The 15,272-nt window shown below is 40.8% G+C and carries 15 protein-coding genes; 5 read left to right on the plus strand and 10 right to left on the minus strand.

Features of this window, described 5'->3' with window-relative positions:
• Nucleotides 1-29: 29 nt before the first annotated feature.
• The 3 genes from QY304_02330 to QY304_02340 form a co-directional block, all read right to left on the minus strand.
• Nucleotides 30-1,283, minus strand: coding sequence for a GC-type dockerin domain-anchored protein (locus QY304_02330; protein WKZ26214.1), 1,254 nt, complete (start codon nt 1,281-1,283; stop codon nt 30-32).
• 514 nt (nt 1,284-1,797) lie between these two features.
• Nucleotides 1,798-3,723, minus strand: a complete 1,926-nt coding sequence (locus tag QY304_02335; GenBank protein WKZ26215.1) for a peptidoglycan-binding domain-containing protein — start codon at nt 3,721-3,723, stop codon at nt 1,798-1,800.
• Between the two features lie 689 nt (nt 3,724-4,412).
• Nucleotides 4,413-5,249: a hypothetical protein gene (locus QY304_02340; protein ID WKZ26216.1), complete on the minus strand. Its 837-nt coding sequence runs from the start codon at nt 5,247-5,249 to the stop codon at nt 4,413-4,415.
• A gap of 239 nt (nt 5,250-5,488) precedes the next feature.
• On the opposite strand from QY304_02340, the gene QY304_02345 reads away from it, so the two are divergent.
• The 5 genes from QY304_02345 (at nt 5,489) to QY304_02365 (ending at nt 10,098) form a co-directional block, all read left to right on the plus strand.
• Nucleotides 5,489-7,711 (plus strand): DNA translocase FtsK, encoded by a 2,223-nt coding sequence (locus QY304_02345; protein WKZ26217.1) that lies wholly within the window; start codon nt 5,489-5,491, stop codon nt 7,709-7,711.
• Nucleotides 7,708-8,067 (plus strand): hypothetical protein, encoded by a 360-nt coding sequence (locus QY304_02350; protein ID WKZ26218.1) that lies wholly within the window; start codon nt 7,708-7,710, stop codon nt 8,065-8,067. Before QY304_02345 ends, QY304_02350 begins: the two co-directional genes overlap by 4 nt.
• A gap of 121 nt (nt 8,068-8,188) precedes the next feature.
• The gene (recA, locus tag QY304_02355; protein WKZ26219.1) at nt 8,189-9,217 is read left to right on the plus strand and encodes a recombinase RecA; all 1,029 of its coding nucleotides are present in this window, start codon (nt 8,189-8,191) and stop codon (nt 9,215-9,217) included.
• Entirely contained in the window at nt 9,218-9,499 is a 282-nt protein-coding gene (locus tag QY304_02360) for a hypothetical protein (protein ID WKZ26220.1), read from the plus strand.
• Nucleotides 9,500-9,534: 35 nt separating this feature from the next.
• A complete protein-coding gene (locus tag QY304_02365) occupies nt 9,535-10,098 on the plus strand; it encodes an elongation factor P (protein ID WKZ26221.1) in 564 nt (187 codons plus the stop codon).
• 106 nt (nt 10,099-10,204) lie between these two features.
• Here QY304_02365 and rpsR read toward each other — a convergent pair whose 3' ends face one another.
• From rpsR to metG, 7 genes are all read right to left on the minus strand, one after another.
• Entirely contained in the window at nt 10,205-10,405 is a 201-nt protein-coding gene (gene rpsR / locus QY304_02370) for a 30S ribosomal protein S18 (GenBank protein ID WKZ26222.1), read from the minus strand.
• A gap of 44 nt (nt 10,406-10,449) precedes the next feature.
• Nucleotides 10,450-10,791 (minus strand): four helix bundle protein, encoded by a 342-nt coding sequence (locus tag QY304_02375; GenBank protein WKZ26223.1) that lies wholly within the window; start codon nt 10,789-10,791, stop codon nt 10,450-10,452.
• A 47-nt stretch (nt 10,792-10,838) separates the two neighbouring features.
• Nucleotides 10,839-11,303, minus strand: coding sequence for a single-stranded DNA-binding protein (locus tag QY304_02380; GenBank protein WKZ26224.1), 465 nt, complete (start codon nt 11,301-11,303; stop codon nt 10,839-10,841).
• A gap of 64 nt (nt 11,304-11,367) precedes the next feature.
• The gene (locus QY304_02385) at nt 11,368-11,880 is read right to left on the minus strand and encodes a 30S ribosomal protein S6 (protein ID WKZ26225.1); all 513 of its coding nucleotides are present in this window, start codon (nt 11,878-11,880) and stop codon (nt 11,368-11,370) included.
• 427 nt (nt 11,881-12,307) lie between these two features.
• The gene (locus tag QY304_02390) at nt 12,308-12,805 is read right to left on the minus strand and encodes a hypothetical protein (protein WKZ26226.1); all 498 of its coding nucleotides are present in this window, start codon (nt 12,803-12,805) and stop codon (nt 12,308-12,310) included.
• A gap of 109 nt (nt 12,806-12,914) precedes the next feature.
• Nucleotides 12,915-13,835, minus strand: a complete 921-nt coding sequence (locus QY304_02395; GenBank protein WKZ26227.1) for a TatD family hydrolase — start codon at nt 13,833-13,835, stop codon at nt 12,915-12,917.
• 3 nt (nt 13,836-13,838) lie between these two features.
• On the minus strand, nt 13,839-15,272 hold the full coding sequence (metG, locus tag QY304_02400) for a methionine--tRNA ligase (protein ID WKZ26228.1): 1,434 nt from the start codon (nt 15,270-15,272) through the stop codon (nt 13,839-13,841).

The raw sequence follows: 15,272 nt of genomic DNA on the forward strand, positions 1-15,272 counted from the left end.
TTTTGTATCAAACAAAACTTGAGAAAGTTTTATTGTTTCTTCTTTTTTAGGACCAAAAAGATTATGATGGCGAGAATCAAAATCAGAATCAGCCAAAGCCAGGATCTGCTTCCCTCGTCCTCGCTTTCTTCTACGACCTCTTCCAGATTCTCATTTGCCACTACTTCGACTTGCTCTTCCTCCACAGGTTCCAATTCTTGAGCTTCGACAGACTCACCCAAAACAACCCCTTCTACAAATACCGCTCTCTCCGTACCTGATTCGGCCATAGCCAACCTCTTGTTTAATTCCGATTGTAAAAGAGCGATCATTTGTTCTATTAGATTTCTTAATTCTTCGCGAAGACCCTCTAAATCATCTTCGGAATCAGCGCCAAGAACAAGTCCACCACCGCCGCCACGGTTAAAATCACCAGAACGACCGCCACCAGAAGAACCGCCTCCGTCATTACCGCCACCGCCGCCATTACCACCATCGTCGTCGCCACCGCCAATTTTGTCTCTATCAATTTCTATGCCATCTACTGGACCTTTAATATCTCCATCTTTTGTACCGCCACCAGGATCTGGGATAGTAAATTCAGAACCCTCTTTACAGCTCTGCCAAATAGCCAAGAAATAATTAAAGTCATCAGAATTTATAACACCGTCATCGTTGAAATCAGCAGAGTCTTCACCGGCATTATAGGCATTTAGAAAAGCCAAAATATCCAGAGAATTGTATGTCCCGTCACCGTTAAAATCAGCCCTTAAGCAATCTTTGCAGCCCATCCAAATAGACAAGAATAGTTTGAAATCGGCCTCATCAATAACCCCATTCTCGTCAACATCAGTTGAAAGGTCTTCTTCGTTCCAAGCGTTTAGAAAATCTAAAATATCCCGAGTATCAATGATTGAGTCTTCATTGAAATCAGCAACCGAACATTTAGACGGCAACAAATCTTCACTTATTTGTTCATGTCCAACAATTTCTGGCTGAAATAGTTCTTGCTCTCCAGCTGTAAATCCAGAAGAACTAACAAGGGCTTCCGAAACCACTTCTCCCGATTCTAAAGATTCAGAATCTGGAGAAACTTCCGGCAAAACAACCACTTCTGTTTCGACAACCTCGGCTTCTACTTCCGGGTCAACGACAAATACACCGGTTGTTTCGGTTTCCAAAACCGTTACTTGCCTTACTTCCGACATAAGAGAGAGGTCGGCTCCGGAAATTCCCGGCATAAAGCCGATTGAAAAGATTAGAGCAAGATATGTAATCCTTTCAGTAATATTCTTGTTTTTCATATTTTTTATTAGGTTCTAATAATCTTTATAATACTATAATAAGATACAAAAAAAAGCAAGAGTAAAAAGCAAATTAGGGCAAAACAAAAACCCCCAAAGTCCATTCGGACTTGGGGGGTTTCTGCGACTTGGCTAAGTAGAGCCCTATTTCTCTTTTTGTCTTTGCCTAAAGTCTGTAATCTATCCTGTAATCCTTTGTAAGATTACGGGAAGGATACGTCTGAAGTCCTCCATTCTAGGAGGGGTACCATATGTGTGTGCATTGCCTTTCCAACCTAGATTGTCTGGTAGTATTTAAAGAAACTGTTCAAAACACACCATAATCGATTTGCATTTCAAACGCGAGTTTTCATAATTTTACATATACTGCATTAGCAATAAAAAGGTCAGTGGGTTTTAGACATTACAAAATTTTAATCAATACAAAAACCCGCCGATAAGGCGGGTTTTTGTATGCTTTAGACCATTCTCATGGAAATGACCTAAGCTTTTGAGTTTCAGAATTTGGCTAAACTTACAGAGTTTGAACTACATGCAGACTACCTATACCGGAAGTCAAAGTGTTGGCGGTGTTAGCCGCATTGGTACTTCCAAACTTAATTCCGGTAATCCTCATTTCGCTTATCACTGGATTGGAACCAACTGCTGACCTCAAAATTCCTGTGTAGATAAACGTTCTGGAGACCCCTGGGGCAATGAAGTATGAGGTTGAGGTGTCACCAGCAGGAGTTTCACCTACAGTATTTACAACTGTAATAGTTGAGGAAGCATAGGTTGAGGATGTTGCTAATGCTTGTCCTGGGGTCTTGTGGATAAAGACATCTGTGTTGCCAGTGTTAGTCAGAGTAACAGTAAAGGTTGCTGTACAGAACGGATTGTAACCAGAGTCTGCATTTCTAACAACACAACCTGATGTCACGGCTGACATAGAAGAAGCTCCTAAACCTGCCTGTAGGAAGGTCCGATCTGAGCTAGTTACATCAACAGCGTTTGAAACTGTAAGAGAATTGAAGTTTGTGTCAATTCCAGCGATAGTTGAAGCGTCCAAGGTGGTAGAAGCTACTACTCCACCTGAAATATCAGCTCCGGCAACGTTAGCAGTCAAAGTAAACTCAACCCACTGGTCAACCGGTAAAGGTACCTGCAAGTTGGTAAACTCTGTGGTTGAAGCTAGAGTGGAAGCACCATAATTGAAGCTTCCAGACTGCAAGCGAACGTTACTAAAGAGAGTTCCCGCTGCCGGGCCACCTCCTCCGGTCGAAGCTTGTGTCTGAATAGTAAAGTGTATGGTTTCAAGCGTACCTGAAGTGTTCTGAGATTTGATTCTAAACCTACCTAGAACAACATTTTCTGTTTGAGTCGTTCCAGCTGCAACAGAAGTAAATCCAGCTGTAGGACTGTTAGGACTGGAGCTGGTATAGATGTCAGCAACTGAACCTGTGTCTGGAAGAGTAAAGGTAAAGGTTGCGCTAGGACCAATGGTCTCAGAGAAACCGATGCCGTTTACAGTTCTAATTCCACCGGTTGGGATGCTGGTAGTGATTGTCTGTCCGGTAATCTTGTCTGAAGAAGCAAGGACAGAAACAGCTACTACTAAGTCAACATCTGTGCCCGGAGAAACAACCAAGTTTACACCTTCAAAGCGAACTCGATAATCAGAACCTACTGTTACTTCAGTAGCATCAGATGAACCAGAAAGTGTTTTGGTGGCCAAAACATTACCGCTTCCATCTCTAAGCTGAACTTGGCTCATTGTTAACCAAGGTCGTTCGTTAAACTTAACTTCTACTCTATCAACTCTTACTGGACCAGAGGAAGCTTTAAGTCTTGTGGAAAGAACGTTTTTTGTTTCGCCTTTCTTTACAGCTGTACCACTGCTTACCAAAGCAGAAGTACTGATTGTGATAGAACCGTCACCAGTCAAGGTAGTTGGTGGTGTAGTGGTGCCATCACATCTCGCACCTGTGGTTGGGCTAAAGCCAACGGTTGAAGTACATCCTTCTGGAAGTCCTGATGGAGGAGGAGGTGTAACTCCTGCTGTCAAGGCAGCATGTCTTGCTATAGATATTGGACCAAAGAAACCAACGGCTGGAGCAACTCCATTAGCAGCTTGCCATGCGGCAACCGCGTTTTGGGTTACTGGACCAAAGTATCCAGTCGAGCCACCCGCAAAGGTGAAGTGACCGGTACTTGTCAAGTAATTTTGCAAGCAAGTTACATCAGCTCCACTTGAACCAACGGTCAAGCTTCGAGTGAAAGTACAAGCAGCTCCGGAACCGGAACCACCGCCTTGCAAAGCAGCAAGTTGGGCCAACAATGTATTGATCATGGCCTGAAGCTCATCAACAGTTTGAGCTGAAGCTGGAGTAGCTACTCCAACGGCGCCCATAACCATTGCCAAGCCTACGAAACCTGCAACAATTTTTAATTTAAAACTCATTTTTAATAATTATTTTCTCCCCGTTTACTGGTAAAAGTTTTTGGAGAGAATCTTAATAACTCGCCGGACTTCGACAAAAGCCGGCGTTGTGCTGATAATTTTCTTTTCCAGCACCAACTTTGTATTCGGGCTCTCAAATACAAAGTTGGTGCTGGAAATTTGCTGATAAATTTTTAACCAACTTTTCGATCTCCTCGACTAAAGTGGACCGAAAATTTAGTTGATAAATTTTAGACTGAATTTCAACAAGACAACCACATTAAGGACAATCCCGAAATCTCTGAAAAAGATATTTTAATCTCGCAAACGAATATTTAATTTTCAAAGTACCCGAATTGTCAGAATCTGGCAGAAACTCTACAGACCGGGCAGCTATTCTAAGACGATAATCTACTGCCTTGCTTACAGGATTTCTAGCCATTACAAGCTTATCTGTATTCGGAACAGTATACCACAAAACAACCTAAAAGCAACGTGCTTGATATACCTCTCCCGACAAGTCAATTTTACATAAAAAGACAGCCGGAACCAACGATATGGTTGTGGATAACTCTAAAATTAGGGTTTGGGGTATGGGGGTTGGGGTTTAGGGTATGGGGAAATACAAAACTAAACGCTGATCTTCTAGACCGCTCCAACCCAATTTACCTATACCCTATTGGCTGTCCCCTATTTGGCTGTCCCCTATTTTAAAGATTTAATGAATACCGACTCCATCTTCGCTCCCCCTCTTTCTTGAGAATTCCACTTTTTACCATGAAGATTAGCTCCCTCTGAATGGTTTTTTCACTGCAGTCTTTTATATTATCAGAAATGTCTTTTATAGAAGCCGATTTTTTGTCTTTTATAATATCTAAAATCTTTATCTGCCTTTTATTTTTTCGCTCTTTGCCAAATTTTTCATCCTTGTCTTTACCTTGTCCTACGTGATTAATCTTGATTTCTTGATTTGACGCGCCATTATGTCCTTTATCGTAATTTAATTTATTTCTCTCATCAGTCTGACCCACATTGTCTTTTTCAAATTGTCCTATAAGCCCATGATTCTGGACGAAAAAGAAGTCGTTTGATAAACCGTTTTTACCCCCCAAATCACAACGCTCTAAATAGGAGTTAGCTAATCCGGCCATCTTCTCAATCTCTTTTTTTAATATATCAAGATTCATTTGTGAAATAAGACCAGCAAAAAAAGAAGTTTCAAGGAAAGAATCAACTTTCAAAAGCTGATTCTCCCACTGATCCAACCAGCTTTTTTTGCCAACTTTGGCAATTGTAAATTTTGAAACTAAAGACAAATCAAGAAGCTCAAGAGAATTCTTTCTCAAAATGTCTTTAATCGGTTCTCTGTCATCAAAAAGACTTGTCAAAAGATAAACCGCCGAAACCAATCTTTCTGTCTTTTTATAAAAATAAGAAAAATTATTGTCTTTTATAAACGAAACTACGTCCTTCACATATAAGCCCTTTAAATCAGCATTTTGAAGGTCGTTATTAGGGCTAAATTGTATTTGTCTTTTATCGTTCATATAGTGTCCTTTATTAATCCACCAGATTTTGTCTTTTATAAAAGTGTGGGAAACCTTAAAGGACAGTATATCCGTAAAAGACAGAAATATCAATGACCCGGCGATACAATGTGTGGATTTTATTACGGGAAGAATAATGTCAGGAAATTTTGGAGAGTGATTGGAAAACCAAGATTTCAACCGCAAGGCAAATTAAAATTATGCTATCATTGTTTAATCAAGTAAGAAAAATAATTCAAATGGGACGCAAGAAAAAGAAAAATAAAAAAACAACATCGGAAAGTTTTTCTTTTACGCAATCTGAAACTTTTCAAAGCATTTTGGCAGTAGTTTTTTTTGTTCTAGCTTTCTTTCTGGCAGTGGCGTTTTTTGAGAAAGCCGGAATAGTCGGAGAAGTCGCAATCAAAATATTAAAACCTCTTTTGGGCTGGGGGTATTTCATTTTGCCAACAATTCTAATTATTCTTGGGTCGGCTTTCTTGTTTTCAGTTCAAAGGAGGATGGCGTGGCCACAAATTATTGGTGGGATTTTGTTCCTTCTCTCCGGAATGGGAGTTTTAGAGTTGATTTTTACCGATAAAGGCGGGCAGATCGGAGCGTTAATAGCGGCTCCAACTTTAAAACTTTTTGATTCGATAGTAGCGGTGGTTATCTTGCTTTCTCTGACAATAATCTCTCTGATAATAATTTTTGACACAAGATTAAGATTGACAGCCGTCTGGCAATTTATTTTGAAAACAAGGCGCTTGTTTGGGTTTGGAGCAAAAGAAAATTCCCCAAATATAGGCGCGGTGGAAAATGAAGTTGAAAATATAAAGATAAACGATGGCTCTGATGAAGACCTTGATGAAGATATGGAAACCAAAGAAGCGAAAGAATCAGGAGAGCAAATTCAAAAAAAGGAGCAGGCAAAAAAGGATACTAAAAATAAAAACGAAAATTTACCGATAAACTTAAGCAAAATAAGTGGTGTGGCTTACAAAGCTCCCCCACTTGATTTACTTTCCAGAGATTCGGGCAAGCCGGGTGTTGGCGACATCAAAGCCAACGCCAACATCATAAAAAGAACCTTGCAAAATTTCGGCATAAACGTAGAGATGGATGAAATTACAATTGGCCCGACTGTAACTAGATACGCTCTAAAGCCGGCAGAGGGCGTAAAACTTTCAAGAATCGTTGGTTTACAAAACGATTTGGCTCTAGCTTTAGCCGCCCACCCGCTAAGAATTGAAGCGCCGATACCCGGAAAATCATTGGTCGGAATTGAAATACCCAATAGTATAAAAACAACGGTTGGCTTGGGAAGTATTTTGGCCGAAAATGAGTTTCAAAATTCACCCAAACCAATGTTTATCGCTTTGGGTAAAGCAATATCAGGCAAAGCCCATTTTGATGATATCGCTAGAATGCCTCACCTTCTGATCGCCGGAGCAACCGGAAGTGGTAAAAGTGTTATGGTTCATTCTCTTATCACTTCCCTTCTCTACAGAAACTCTCCAGAAAACCTTAAACTCATACTAATTGACCCAAAAAGAGTAGAATTAACTCTCTATAATAAAATTCCACATCTCTTAACGCCGGTTTTGACCGACCCTAAAAAAGCCATTTTAGCGCTGAAGTGGGCAGCCAAAGAAATGGATCGCCGATATGACATATTGGAGGCAGAGAAAGTGCGAGATATCGGCTCCTACCACAAAAACATTCTTGAACCGGTTTTGAAAAGTAAGAAAGGTGGCAGTAGAGACGAAGCTGAAATGCCGGAAGCCATGCCATATATAGTAATCTTTATTGATGAGTTAGCTGATATTATGACAAGTTTTCCGAGAGAAATGGAGGCCGCAGTGGTTCGACTAGCTCAGATGTCAAGAGCGGTTGGTATACATCTTGTACTCTCAACTCAAAGACCATCGGTCAATGTCATCACTGGGCTGATAAAAGCTAACATCCCAACAAGAATTGCTCTACAGGTCGCAAGTCAGATTGATTCACGAACCATTCTTGACATGACTGGAGCCGAAAAACTACTCGGGGCCGGAGACATGCTTTATCTTTCAAGTGATATGTCAAAACCTCTAAGAATCCAAACGGCCTATATTTCAGAAGCCGAAGTCAAAGATGTGGTTAAATTTATTTACGAAAACAACCCAAGCGACGACTCAACTGTAGATATTAACCTCGAAACAGCTCAAAACGCCATAGAGCTTAGTAATTCTGATTCGGACGTGGATGATGATTTATACGAAGAGGCCCGAGAGTTGGTTGTTAAAGCTGGTAAGGCCTCAACCTCTTATCTTCAAAGGCGTCTTAGAATAGGTTACGCCAGAGCCGCAAGACTCATAGACATGCTTGAGGAAAGAGGGGTGGTCGGCGCCGGCGAGGGTGCCAAACCAAGAGAAGTTATAACAAATGACGAAGTTGGGGTTGAAAATTCACCCGAAGAATACGGGGCAGAAAACCGATGAAAAACCCTGATTTCAAGTCAGTCCTAAAAATAGCTTTGGTAGCGTTTTTTGCTTTAGTCATAGTCGGTTACTCCCTGTTTGAAGCTCGGGGTATAATCAGCGGTCCAATTTTAGAAATTTACGAACCAAGTGACGGGGGTGGCTTTGAAGAAAGCTTGGTAAAAATCCACGGGAGAGCAAGAAATATTTCTTTTTTAAGTCTTAATGATTCGCCGATTTTTATAGATGAAAAAGGTGTTTTTCTTGAAAAATTTATTCTAGCGCCAGGATATAATGCAATAAAGATTTCAGCCAAAGACCGATTGGGGAGAGAAAGGATAAAAGTTCTTAAATTGGTGTATAATTTAGAAAAATAATAAACGAACAAAGCGAGTGAATATGTTTTTCTAGGGCAGTCCAAGTTTTTGCGAAGCAAAAACTTGGACTGCAGATAAAATTCTAAAACTCACTTTGTTTTGTCTAATAAGTATTTCTATCATGAAAAAAGCAAAAAAAGAAGAAAGGGTCTCTGGGAAAAATATAGACGAAACTTTGCGCGACATAAAGTCCCGTTTTGGAGAAGAGGCAATAATGAAACTCGGTGAAAAACCTAAAGTGAATGTGGACGCAATCCCGACTGGATCTATAGGATTGGACGCCGCGCTCGGAGTCGGCGGTATGCCAAGAGGCAGAATTATAGAAATATATGGTCCAGAGTCTTCTGGAAAAACCACCCTTTCCCTGCATGTAATCGCCGAGGCCCAGAAAAAAGGCGGGGTTTGTGCCTTTATTGACGCAGAACACGCTATGGACCCAGAATATTCAAAACGCTTGGGTGTAAAAATAGACGAACTCCTTATTTCTCAACCAGACACCGGAGAACAAGCTCTTGAAATTGTAGAATCTTTGGTGCGTTCTGGAAAACTAGACGTTATAGTTGTAGATTCTGTCGCCGCTCTAACTCCAAAAGATGAGATAGAAGGCGAAATGGGCGCACATCACGTCGGCAAACAAGCCCGCCTGATGAGCCAAGCTTTAAGAAAATTGACAGCTATCGTAGCCAAAAGCAAGACAATTGTCATCTTTATAAATCAGATTAGAATGCAAATCGGGGTGATGTTTGGCAATCCAGAAACAACTCCGGGTGGTAAAGCTCTTAAATTTTATACATCGGTCAGAATTGATATCCGACGTATAGCCCAAATTAAAAAAGGGGAAGAAATTATGGGTTCTCGCATCCGAGCAAAAGTTGTAAAAAATAAAGTGGCTGCGCCTTTCAAGCAAACCGAATTTGACTTGATGTATAACGAAGGAATTTCTAGAGAAGGAGAAATTATGGCGCTTGGCGAAAAATTGAAGATTATTGAAAAATCAAGCGGTGGATCTTACACTTATCGTCCGGAGGGTAAGAGTGAGGAAATTAAGCTCGGACGTGGCTATGACGCCGCCCGACAATTTCTAAAATCAGAACCAAAAATTACAAGCGATATTCTGAAAAAAATAAAAGAGCAGTTAAAAGATAAGTAAATGCATGTTCCTAACTGGCTTAAGGGCGGTTTTCTGGGCGTCTTGACTGTTTGGGTTGTTATTTTCATCAAAGCAATTTGTCTAGACGATTGGTGTTTCGCCGACACCTTCTTGCCAATTATTTTCTTCCCCTTAGCAGGACTCGATTATTTTCTAAACGCTGAACTAATAAAGTTTTTCGGGAAAAACATCTTTCTTACAATTTCAATTTTTTGGTTTGTTATTGGTTCGTCTGCTGGCGCGTTTTTTGGCAAGTTTAGAAAAGAAAAGGTGGAGACTTGAAATTAAGCGACTTTTGTAATAACTTATTGTCTATTATGTTGCAATACAACGAAATCACGGAGAAAAAATTTATAGAGCTAGACGGCGAGCCGTATGAAGTTTTAAGTTCGCACGTTTTCCGAAAACAGCAAAGAAAGCCGGTCAACGCTACTAAATTAAAAAATTTAATAACTGGCAAAGTTACCGAACGGTCTTTTCATGTTTCCGAAAAAGCCGAGGAAGCTGATCTTCAGAAAAAAGAAATAAAATTTCTATATTTAAACAAGGGTCAATACTGGTTTTGCGACCCAGACAGTCCGCGCGACAGATTCTTTTTTGGAGAAGAAATGATTGGGCCACAGGGCAAATTTATGAAAGAAAATTCTTTGGCCGAAGCGCTCGTGTTTAATGAAAAAATTATAGGCATCAAGGTGCCGATAAAAGTTGAATTGGCAGTGAAAGAGTCTCATCCTGCAGTCAAAGGTAATACCGCCCAAGGCGCAACTAAAGAAGCTGTTTTGGAGACCGGGGCGATAGTTCAGGTGCCGCTTTTCATCAAAGAGGGCGATATTTTAAGAATCAACACCGATACCGGAGAATATGTGGAGAGAGTAAGTTAGGGTCTAGAGTTTAGCCAATAGGGTGTAGAAATTAACCTCCAGAAATCATAGGGAGATTAGCGCAAGTAGTAGCATCCTCTATTGGCTAGTGGCTATACCCTAAACCCTATTTCTGTACGTAGGGTAAAAGACCCATAAAACGAGCGCGTTTTACGGCCATAGCAAGTTTTCGCTGATTCTTAGCTGAAACCCCAGTCCTTTTTCTAGCTATTATACGGCCATGAGGATTGAGAAATTTCCTTAGAATTTCTACATCCTTATAATCTATGTGTTGGATATTATTTTGGGTGAAAAAACATTGGGTCATAAATTTTATTAGTTGGTAGATTATAGTCAGTAGTCAGTAGTAAGTCAACTGTTCACTATTTTATTCAACATTTTCATAACTTCCTCAAGTAAGTTGTCTATTTTTACACAATCAGATTCTTTAATAAATTCAAGTCTTTTAGCTATTTTTACTTGTGTTTCCAATTCAGCGCCAGAGCCGAATGATATAAGAAAAAATCTTTTAACTTCATTTTTACCCCCACGCCTACTGCCTTCAGCAATATTAGAAGGAATAGATACAGCGGCTCTTCTCATTTGAGAAGTGAGACCATATAACTCTGATTTAGGAAATTTATTTGTTATCTGGTAGATCTCTACTACCAATTCCATAGACTTCTGCCAAACTACAAGATTCTCGTAACCCATTTTTGTTGTTGCCTTAAATCTACAGACTACTCACTACCTTCTACTGACTAGAATGGTATATCATCTGGATTCACTTCCTCTTCCGGATATGCAATCTCTCCGTCATCCTTGGTGCTTTGTTTTTTGTCGCCAGAGTTAGGAGAAGAAGAATCGTCCTGTGAATTTGGAGACGTAAAGCCACCTCCAGACTTGGCACCAAATTGCACCCGGTCGGCAACAATTTCAGTCCTGTATCTTTTTTGGCCGTCTTGGCCGTCCCAGCTTCTAGTCTGAATTCTACCTTCAACCAAAACATTTTGACCTTTCTTCAAATATTGAGCCGAGGTTTCAGCTTGACGTCCAAAAACTACGACATTATGAAATTCCGTGTTCTCCTGTTTCTGACCATCTTTGTCCTTCCAAACTCGATTGGTAGCAACGCCGAGAGTGCAGACTGCGGTACCGGAAGGCAGAGATTTAAGTTCCGGATCTCTTGTTAAGTTGCCTATGATTAAAGCTTTATTTAAATACATTTTATAAATTATCGCTGTTTTTATAATCTCAAATTATAAAAATTCTGCAACCCTATCAGCTGAATTATTCACTGACCACCAACTTTTCTATACTTTTATCAATCTCTTCTTCGGAAACCGGACCCAGTGCCGCTTCTTCCGCTTGTCTTGCGCTTTTCGCCTCCCTGTCCTTTCTGACTGCTAACTTGTGAGAATACAAAGTATTTTCTTTGACAGTCTCGATCAGGAGAAATCTAATAACGTTTAAATTATTTTGGAAAGAGTTTTTGATCGCCAACATCTTCGACGGTTCAATTTCAAATTTTACCCAACCAAAGTAGGCCTGACTGTATTTTTGGTTTTTATTGTCAATTTTTTTGACCATTTCATAAGAAAGTGGTCGCAATCTGGGAAAATCTTCGGAAATAAAAATACCACCAAATTCTTCGATGGCTGTTTTCAGCGCCGAAACCTCTTCCGGCAATTTTTCTTCGGCGATAGATGGCGACAAAAGAAAACTAGCTTCGTAAACCCTTGCGTCTTGGGTTTCGGTTTCTTCTTGGTCCTCTTTTTGATCTTTTACTTCTGTTTCTTGCATAGGCAAATAGGTTAACATAAATGCTTTAGGTTTTCAACCCGGATTAGGGTTTAGGGTTTAGGGTATAGCCAATAGGTTAAAAAAAGACCACAGCTCACGCTGCGATCGTCATCTCACCTTGGCTCTAGCGCCAACTAGCGAGATTAGATGTCTTTCCATCCGTCAGGATACATTTCGGTGCACCTACCTAGTCTGAACGAGGTCAGACCCCTGTGCTGAATTGTCGCGCCCGTAAAAACAGGTGCCCACGTGGTCTGTTACCATGCTAGCATAGTATGATTTTAATGTCAAGCATTTTTTGATAGTAGATACAGAGAAATTCAAAAAAATGTAAGTGGGGATTAAAGAAAAAGGCCCCGAGGTGAGAACCACCAAGGGGCCAGTGTGACCAGTTTGCTGAAGAATGAGCTCAATGAATTCAATGAACTCAAGGAATTTCCTGCTCCAGCCGAGCTTTGCTCTGCTTTGAGGCGAGGAGAGCGGGGTTGCTCTGGTCAAAGTTGTGGCCGAGGCGGCAGTACCAGAGGTCGCTCACACGGTTGCCAAGCCAGATGAGGCACGCGACCTTGCGGTCGTCGCCGAACCCCTGTCGAGATCCCCACAGGCAGACTGTCTTACCCTTGAACTCTTCCGGGTATGTCTCGGGATCCTTGAGCCAACCCTGGACAACCGGATGTTCGAGGTAATAGTGGCGGCCCCTGAATTTCGGATCTTTGTAGTACTCATCGAGCATGAGTCCGCTGCCTCCTCCCCTCTCCTGTGCCGGATGAAGATGGAGTTCGAAATTCCCCCGTGATTCATCCACCATGGCTTGCAATCTGCTTGCAAGCCACTCCGGCGAACGCTTGCCATTCTGGACCATCTTGGCGATAGACGCCCAAAGATCGAAGATCCGTTTCCAGACGTCAACTTTGCCACTACTCATGGCTTTCTCCTGTAAAGAACCCGCCCGCTACCAACAGGCGTTTCCGGATTCTGCCGGAACAGTTGCGAGAATACCTCGCTAAATCTATTTTAATCTAATCACATAAAAGCTATGCTGTCACGGCAAAAAATTTTAAAGCATTTTGGAGTAGGGTTTCTCGGACTTTTTCAAAATCTTCCCCCTTTATTTCAGATATCTTTTTGACGACTTCCCTGACATGCATCGGCTCATTTCTTTTACCCCGAAACGGTTCCGGAGAAACATACGGACAATCTGTTTCGGTCATAATTCTATCGAGTGGCGTATTTTTTATAATCTCATCGTATTGCCGGGCGAAAGTTATAACTCCGGTAAACGAAAGAAAAAAGCCGGCATCTAAAATTTCTTTGGCCTCTTCCCAAGAACCGGCAAAAAAATGGAAATTGCCGGAAACTTTCGCTTCTGATTTCAATATTTCCAGAGCGTCGCGGTAAGCGGATTTTCCGGAACCAGCTTGCCCTGAACTTGCCTGCAGTGAGTTTGTCGAACCTGTTGAAGGGTTTCGAACATGGAGCATCAAAGGTTTCTTGAATTCATTAGCTAGGGCAATTTGGGCTGAAAAAGATTCGCGCTGTTTCTTTTCTGATTCCGGGGTGCAGCGATAATAATCCAACCCGCATTCCCCTATTCCTAAAACTTTTGGATGCTTTAAAAGTTCGCGATAATAATTTTCGTCTAAAACTTCGCCACGCGAAACAAACCCCTCGACTTCGCTCGGGGCAAGTTCCTTTCCGCTACTTCCGAGTTCTTTTTCATCATGGAAAGATTTATCTGTATGAATCGGATGAATACCGACAATTGCATAAACACCTTTTTCATATTTTTCCACCAATTCAACCGCAGATTTGGAGGTATCTTTCTGCGTGCCAACATTTATCATCCATACGCCCGCCTCCAAAGCGCGCTCTATAACTGCTTCCCGATCTTCATCATAAGCGGCAAAATTTACGTGGGCGTGGATGTCAATGTATTGGGTAGGTTTAGGATTCATGAATTAATCTTTTCTGGGAAATAGCGAATTTTTGGGCATTTTGTTTTGCTTTATTAAATCCATAATCTTTTCAGCTGTTTTGGGTATAAATGGTTGGAGGTAGAATCCTATAATATACAGTTCTGATACAAGTTCTTGAATAATATGGTTACCAATTTCTGGATTAGATTTAACAACTTTAAATGGCTGCTCCTTTTGAATCTTTCTATCAAGTTTTTGAATCTTGGAAAATATAAAATTCATCGCTTCACCTATTTCAAACCTGTTGAATACGTCAATCATATGTTGAGGATAATTTTGTTTATATAATGAGGTTAAAACATCATTATCTACAGCCATTTTCATAATCCTAGAAACCAAATTTCCTAGTCCATTTGCTAGGTCAGCATTATAAGCGGTCTTGAATTTTTCAAGAGTAAATTCGCTATCTTCAAAAGAGTTTACGTGCCGCGCCAAATAAAAACGCAAGGCATCTGTGCCGTACTCTTCAATAATTTCAATCGGGTCAACCGTATTCCCTAAACTTTTGCTCATTTTTACTCCGCCTTCGCCCAAAATAAAGCCATTGATAATAATTTGCTCGGACGTCTGAATTCCGGCTGACATAAGCATTGCTTGCCACATTGCCGACTGCTGACGGAGATTGTCTTTGCCGGCATATTGAGTTACCGGCCACCATTTCTTAAAATTTTCTTCATCTTCAGACCAGCCGATCGCTGAAATGTAGTTTACCAACGCGTCAAACCAAACATACATTACATGTTCCGAATCGTCCGGCACCTCTACACCCCACGGCATTTTTTCTTTAAGGCGCGAAATACTGAAATCTTCCAATCCCCTTTCAACGAATCTTTTAATTTCATTAAAACGGAAATTTGGCACCACAAAATCCGGATTTTTTTCATAAAATTCCAAAAGCGGTTTTTGATATTTAGAAAAACGGAAAAAATAGTTTTCTTCTTCAAGAATCTCAATACTTAAATTCGGATGATCCGGACATTTTCCATCAACCAATTCTGATTCAGTCTTTTCCAGCTCACAACCAACACAATATTTAACGCTGTAATTTTTTTTATAAATATCGCCGTTTTTCTGGCAAACACGCCAAAATTCTTGAGCCGCGACAATATGCTCCGGATCAGTCGTCCGAATAAAATTTAAATCAGGAAGCATGCCGAGTTGCCGGACAAAATTTTTAAACTTTTCAGCATACTCATCAACATAAACTTGTGGGTCTTTTCCTTGTTCTTGTGCTTTCCGATAAATTTTTAATCCGTGCTCATCGGTGCCGGTATTAAAAAAAACTTCAAAACCCATAAGTTTTTTATATCGGGCAATAATATCGGCTCTGACAAATTCCAAAGCATGCCCGAGATGGGGCTCGGCGTTCACATAAGGCAAGGTGGTGGTAATGTAAAAAGTTTTTTTCTGGTTCAC

The sequence above is a fragment of the Candidatus Paceibacterota bacterium genome, from assembly GCA_030583745.1.
Taxonomy (GTDB): Bacteria; Patescibacteriota; Minisyncoccia; order Phycocordibacterales; family BOKC01; genus BOKC01.

Bases quoted from the DNA above. Each gene is read 5' to 3' on its own strand.
- QY304_02365 (WKZ26221.1), top strand. From the start codon at position 9,535: ATGTTGCAATACAACGAAATCACGGAGAAAAAATTTATAGAGCTAGAC.
- QY304_02360 (WKZ26220.1), top strand. From the start codon at position 9,218: ATGCATGTTCCTAACTGGCTTAAGGGCGGTTTTCTGGGCGTCTTGACT.
- rpsR (WKZ26222.1), bottom strand. From the start codon at position 10,405: ATGACCCAATGTTTTTTCACCCAAAATAATATCCAACACATAGATTAT.
- QY304_02335 (WKZ26215.1), bottom strand. From the start codon at position 3,723: ATGAGTTTTAAATTAAAAATTGTTGCAGGTTTCGTAGGCTTGGCAATG.
- QY304_02385 (WKZ26225.1), bottom strand. From the start codon at position 11,880: ATGCAAGAAACAGAAGTAAAAGATCAAAAAGAGGACCAAGAAGAAACC.
- QY304_02340 (WKZ26216.1), bottom strand. From the start codon at position 5,249: ATGAACGATAAAAGACAAATACAATTTAGCCCTAATAACGACCTTCAA.
- QY304_02380 (WKZ26224.1), bottom strand. From the start codon at position 11,303: ATGTATTTAAATAAAGCTTTAATCATAGGCAACTTAACAAGAGATCCG.
- recA (WKZ26219.1), top strand. From the start codon at position 8,189: ATGAAAAAAGCAAAAAAAGAAGAAAGGGTCTCTGGGAAAAATATAGAC.
- QY304_02350 (WKZ26218.1), top strand. From the start codon at position 7,708: ATGAAAAACCCTGATTTCAAGTCAGTCCTAAAAATAGCTTTGGTAGCG.
- QY304_02345 (WKZ26217.1), top strand. From the start codon at position 5,489: ATGGGACGCAAGAAAAAGAAAAATAAAAAAACAACATCGGAAAGTTTT.
- QY304_02375 (WKZ26223.1), bottom strand. From the start codon at position 10,791: ATGGGTTACGAGAATCTTGTAGTTTGGCAGAAGTCTATGGAATTGGTA.
- QY304_02390 (WKZ26226.1), bottom strand. From the start codon at position 12,805: ATGAGTAGTGGCAAAGTTGACGTCTGGAAACGGATCTTCGATCTTTGG.
- QY304_02395 (WKZ26227.1), bottom strand. From the start codon at position 13,835: ATGAATCCTAAACCTACCCAATACATTGACATCCACGCCCACGTAAAT.
- QY304_02330 (WKZ26214.1), bottom strand. From the start codon at position 1,283: ATGAAAAACAAGAATATTACTGAAAGGATTACATATCTTGCTCTAATC.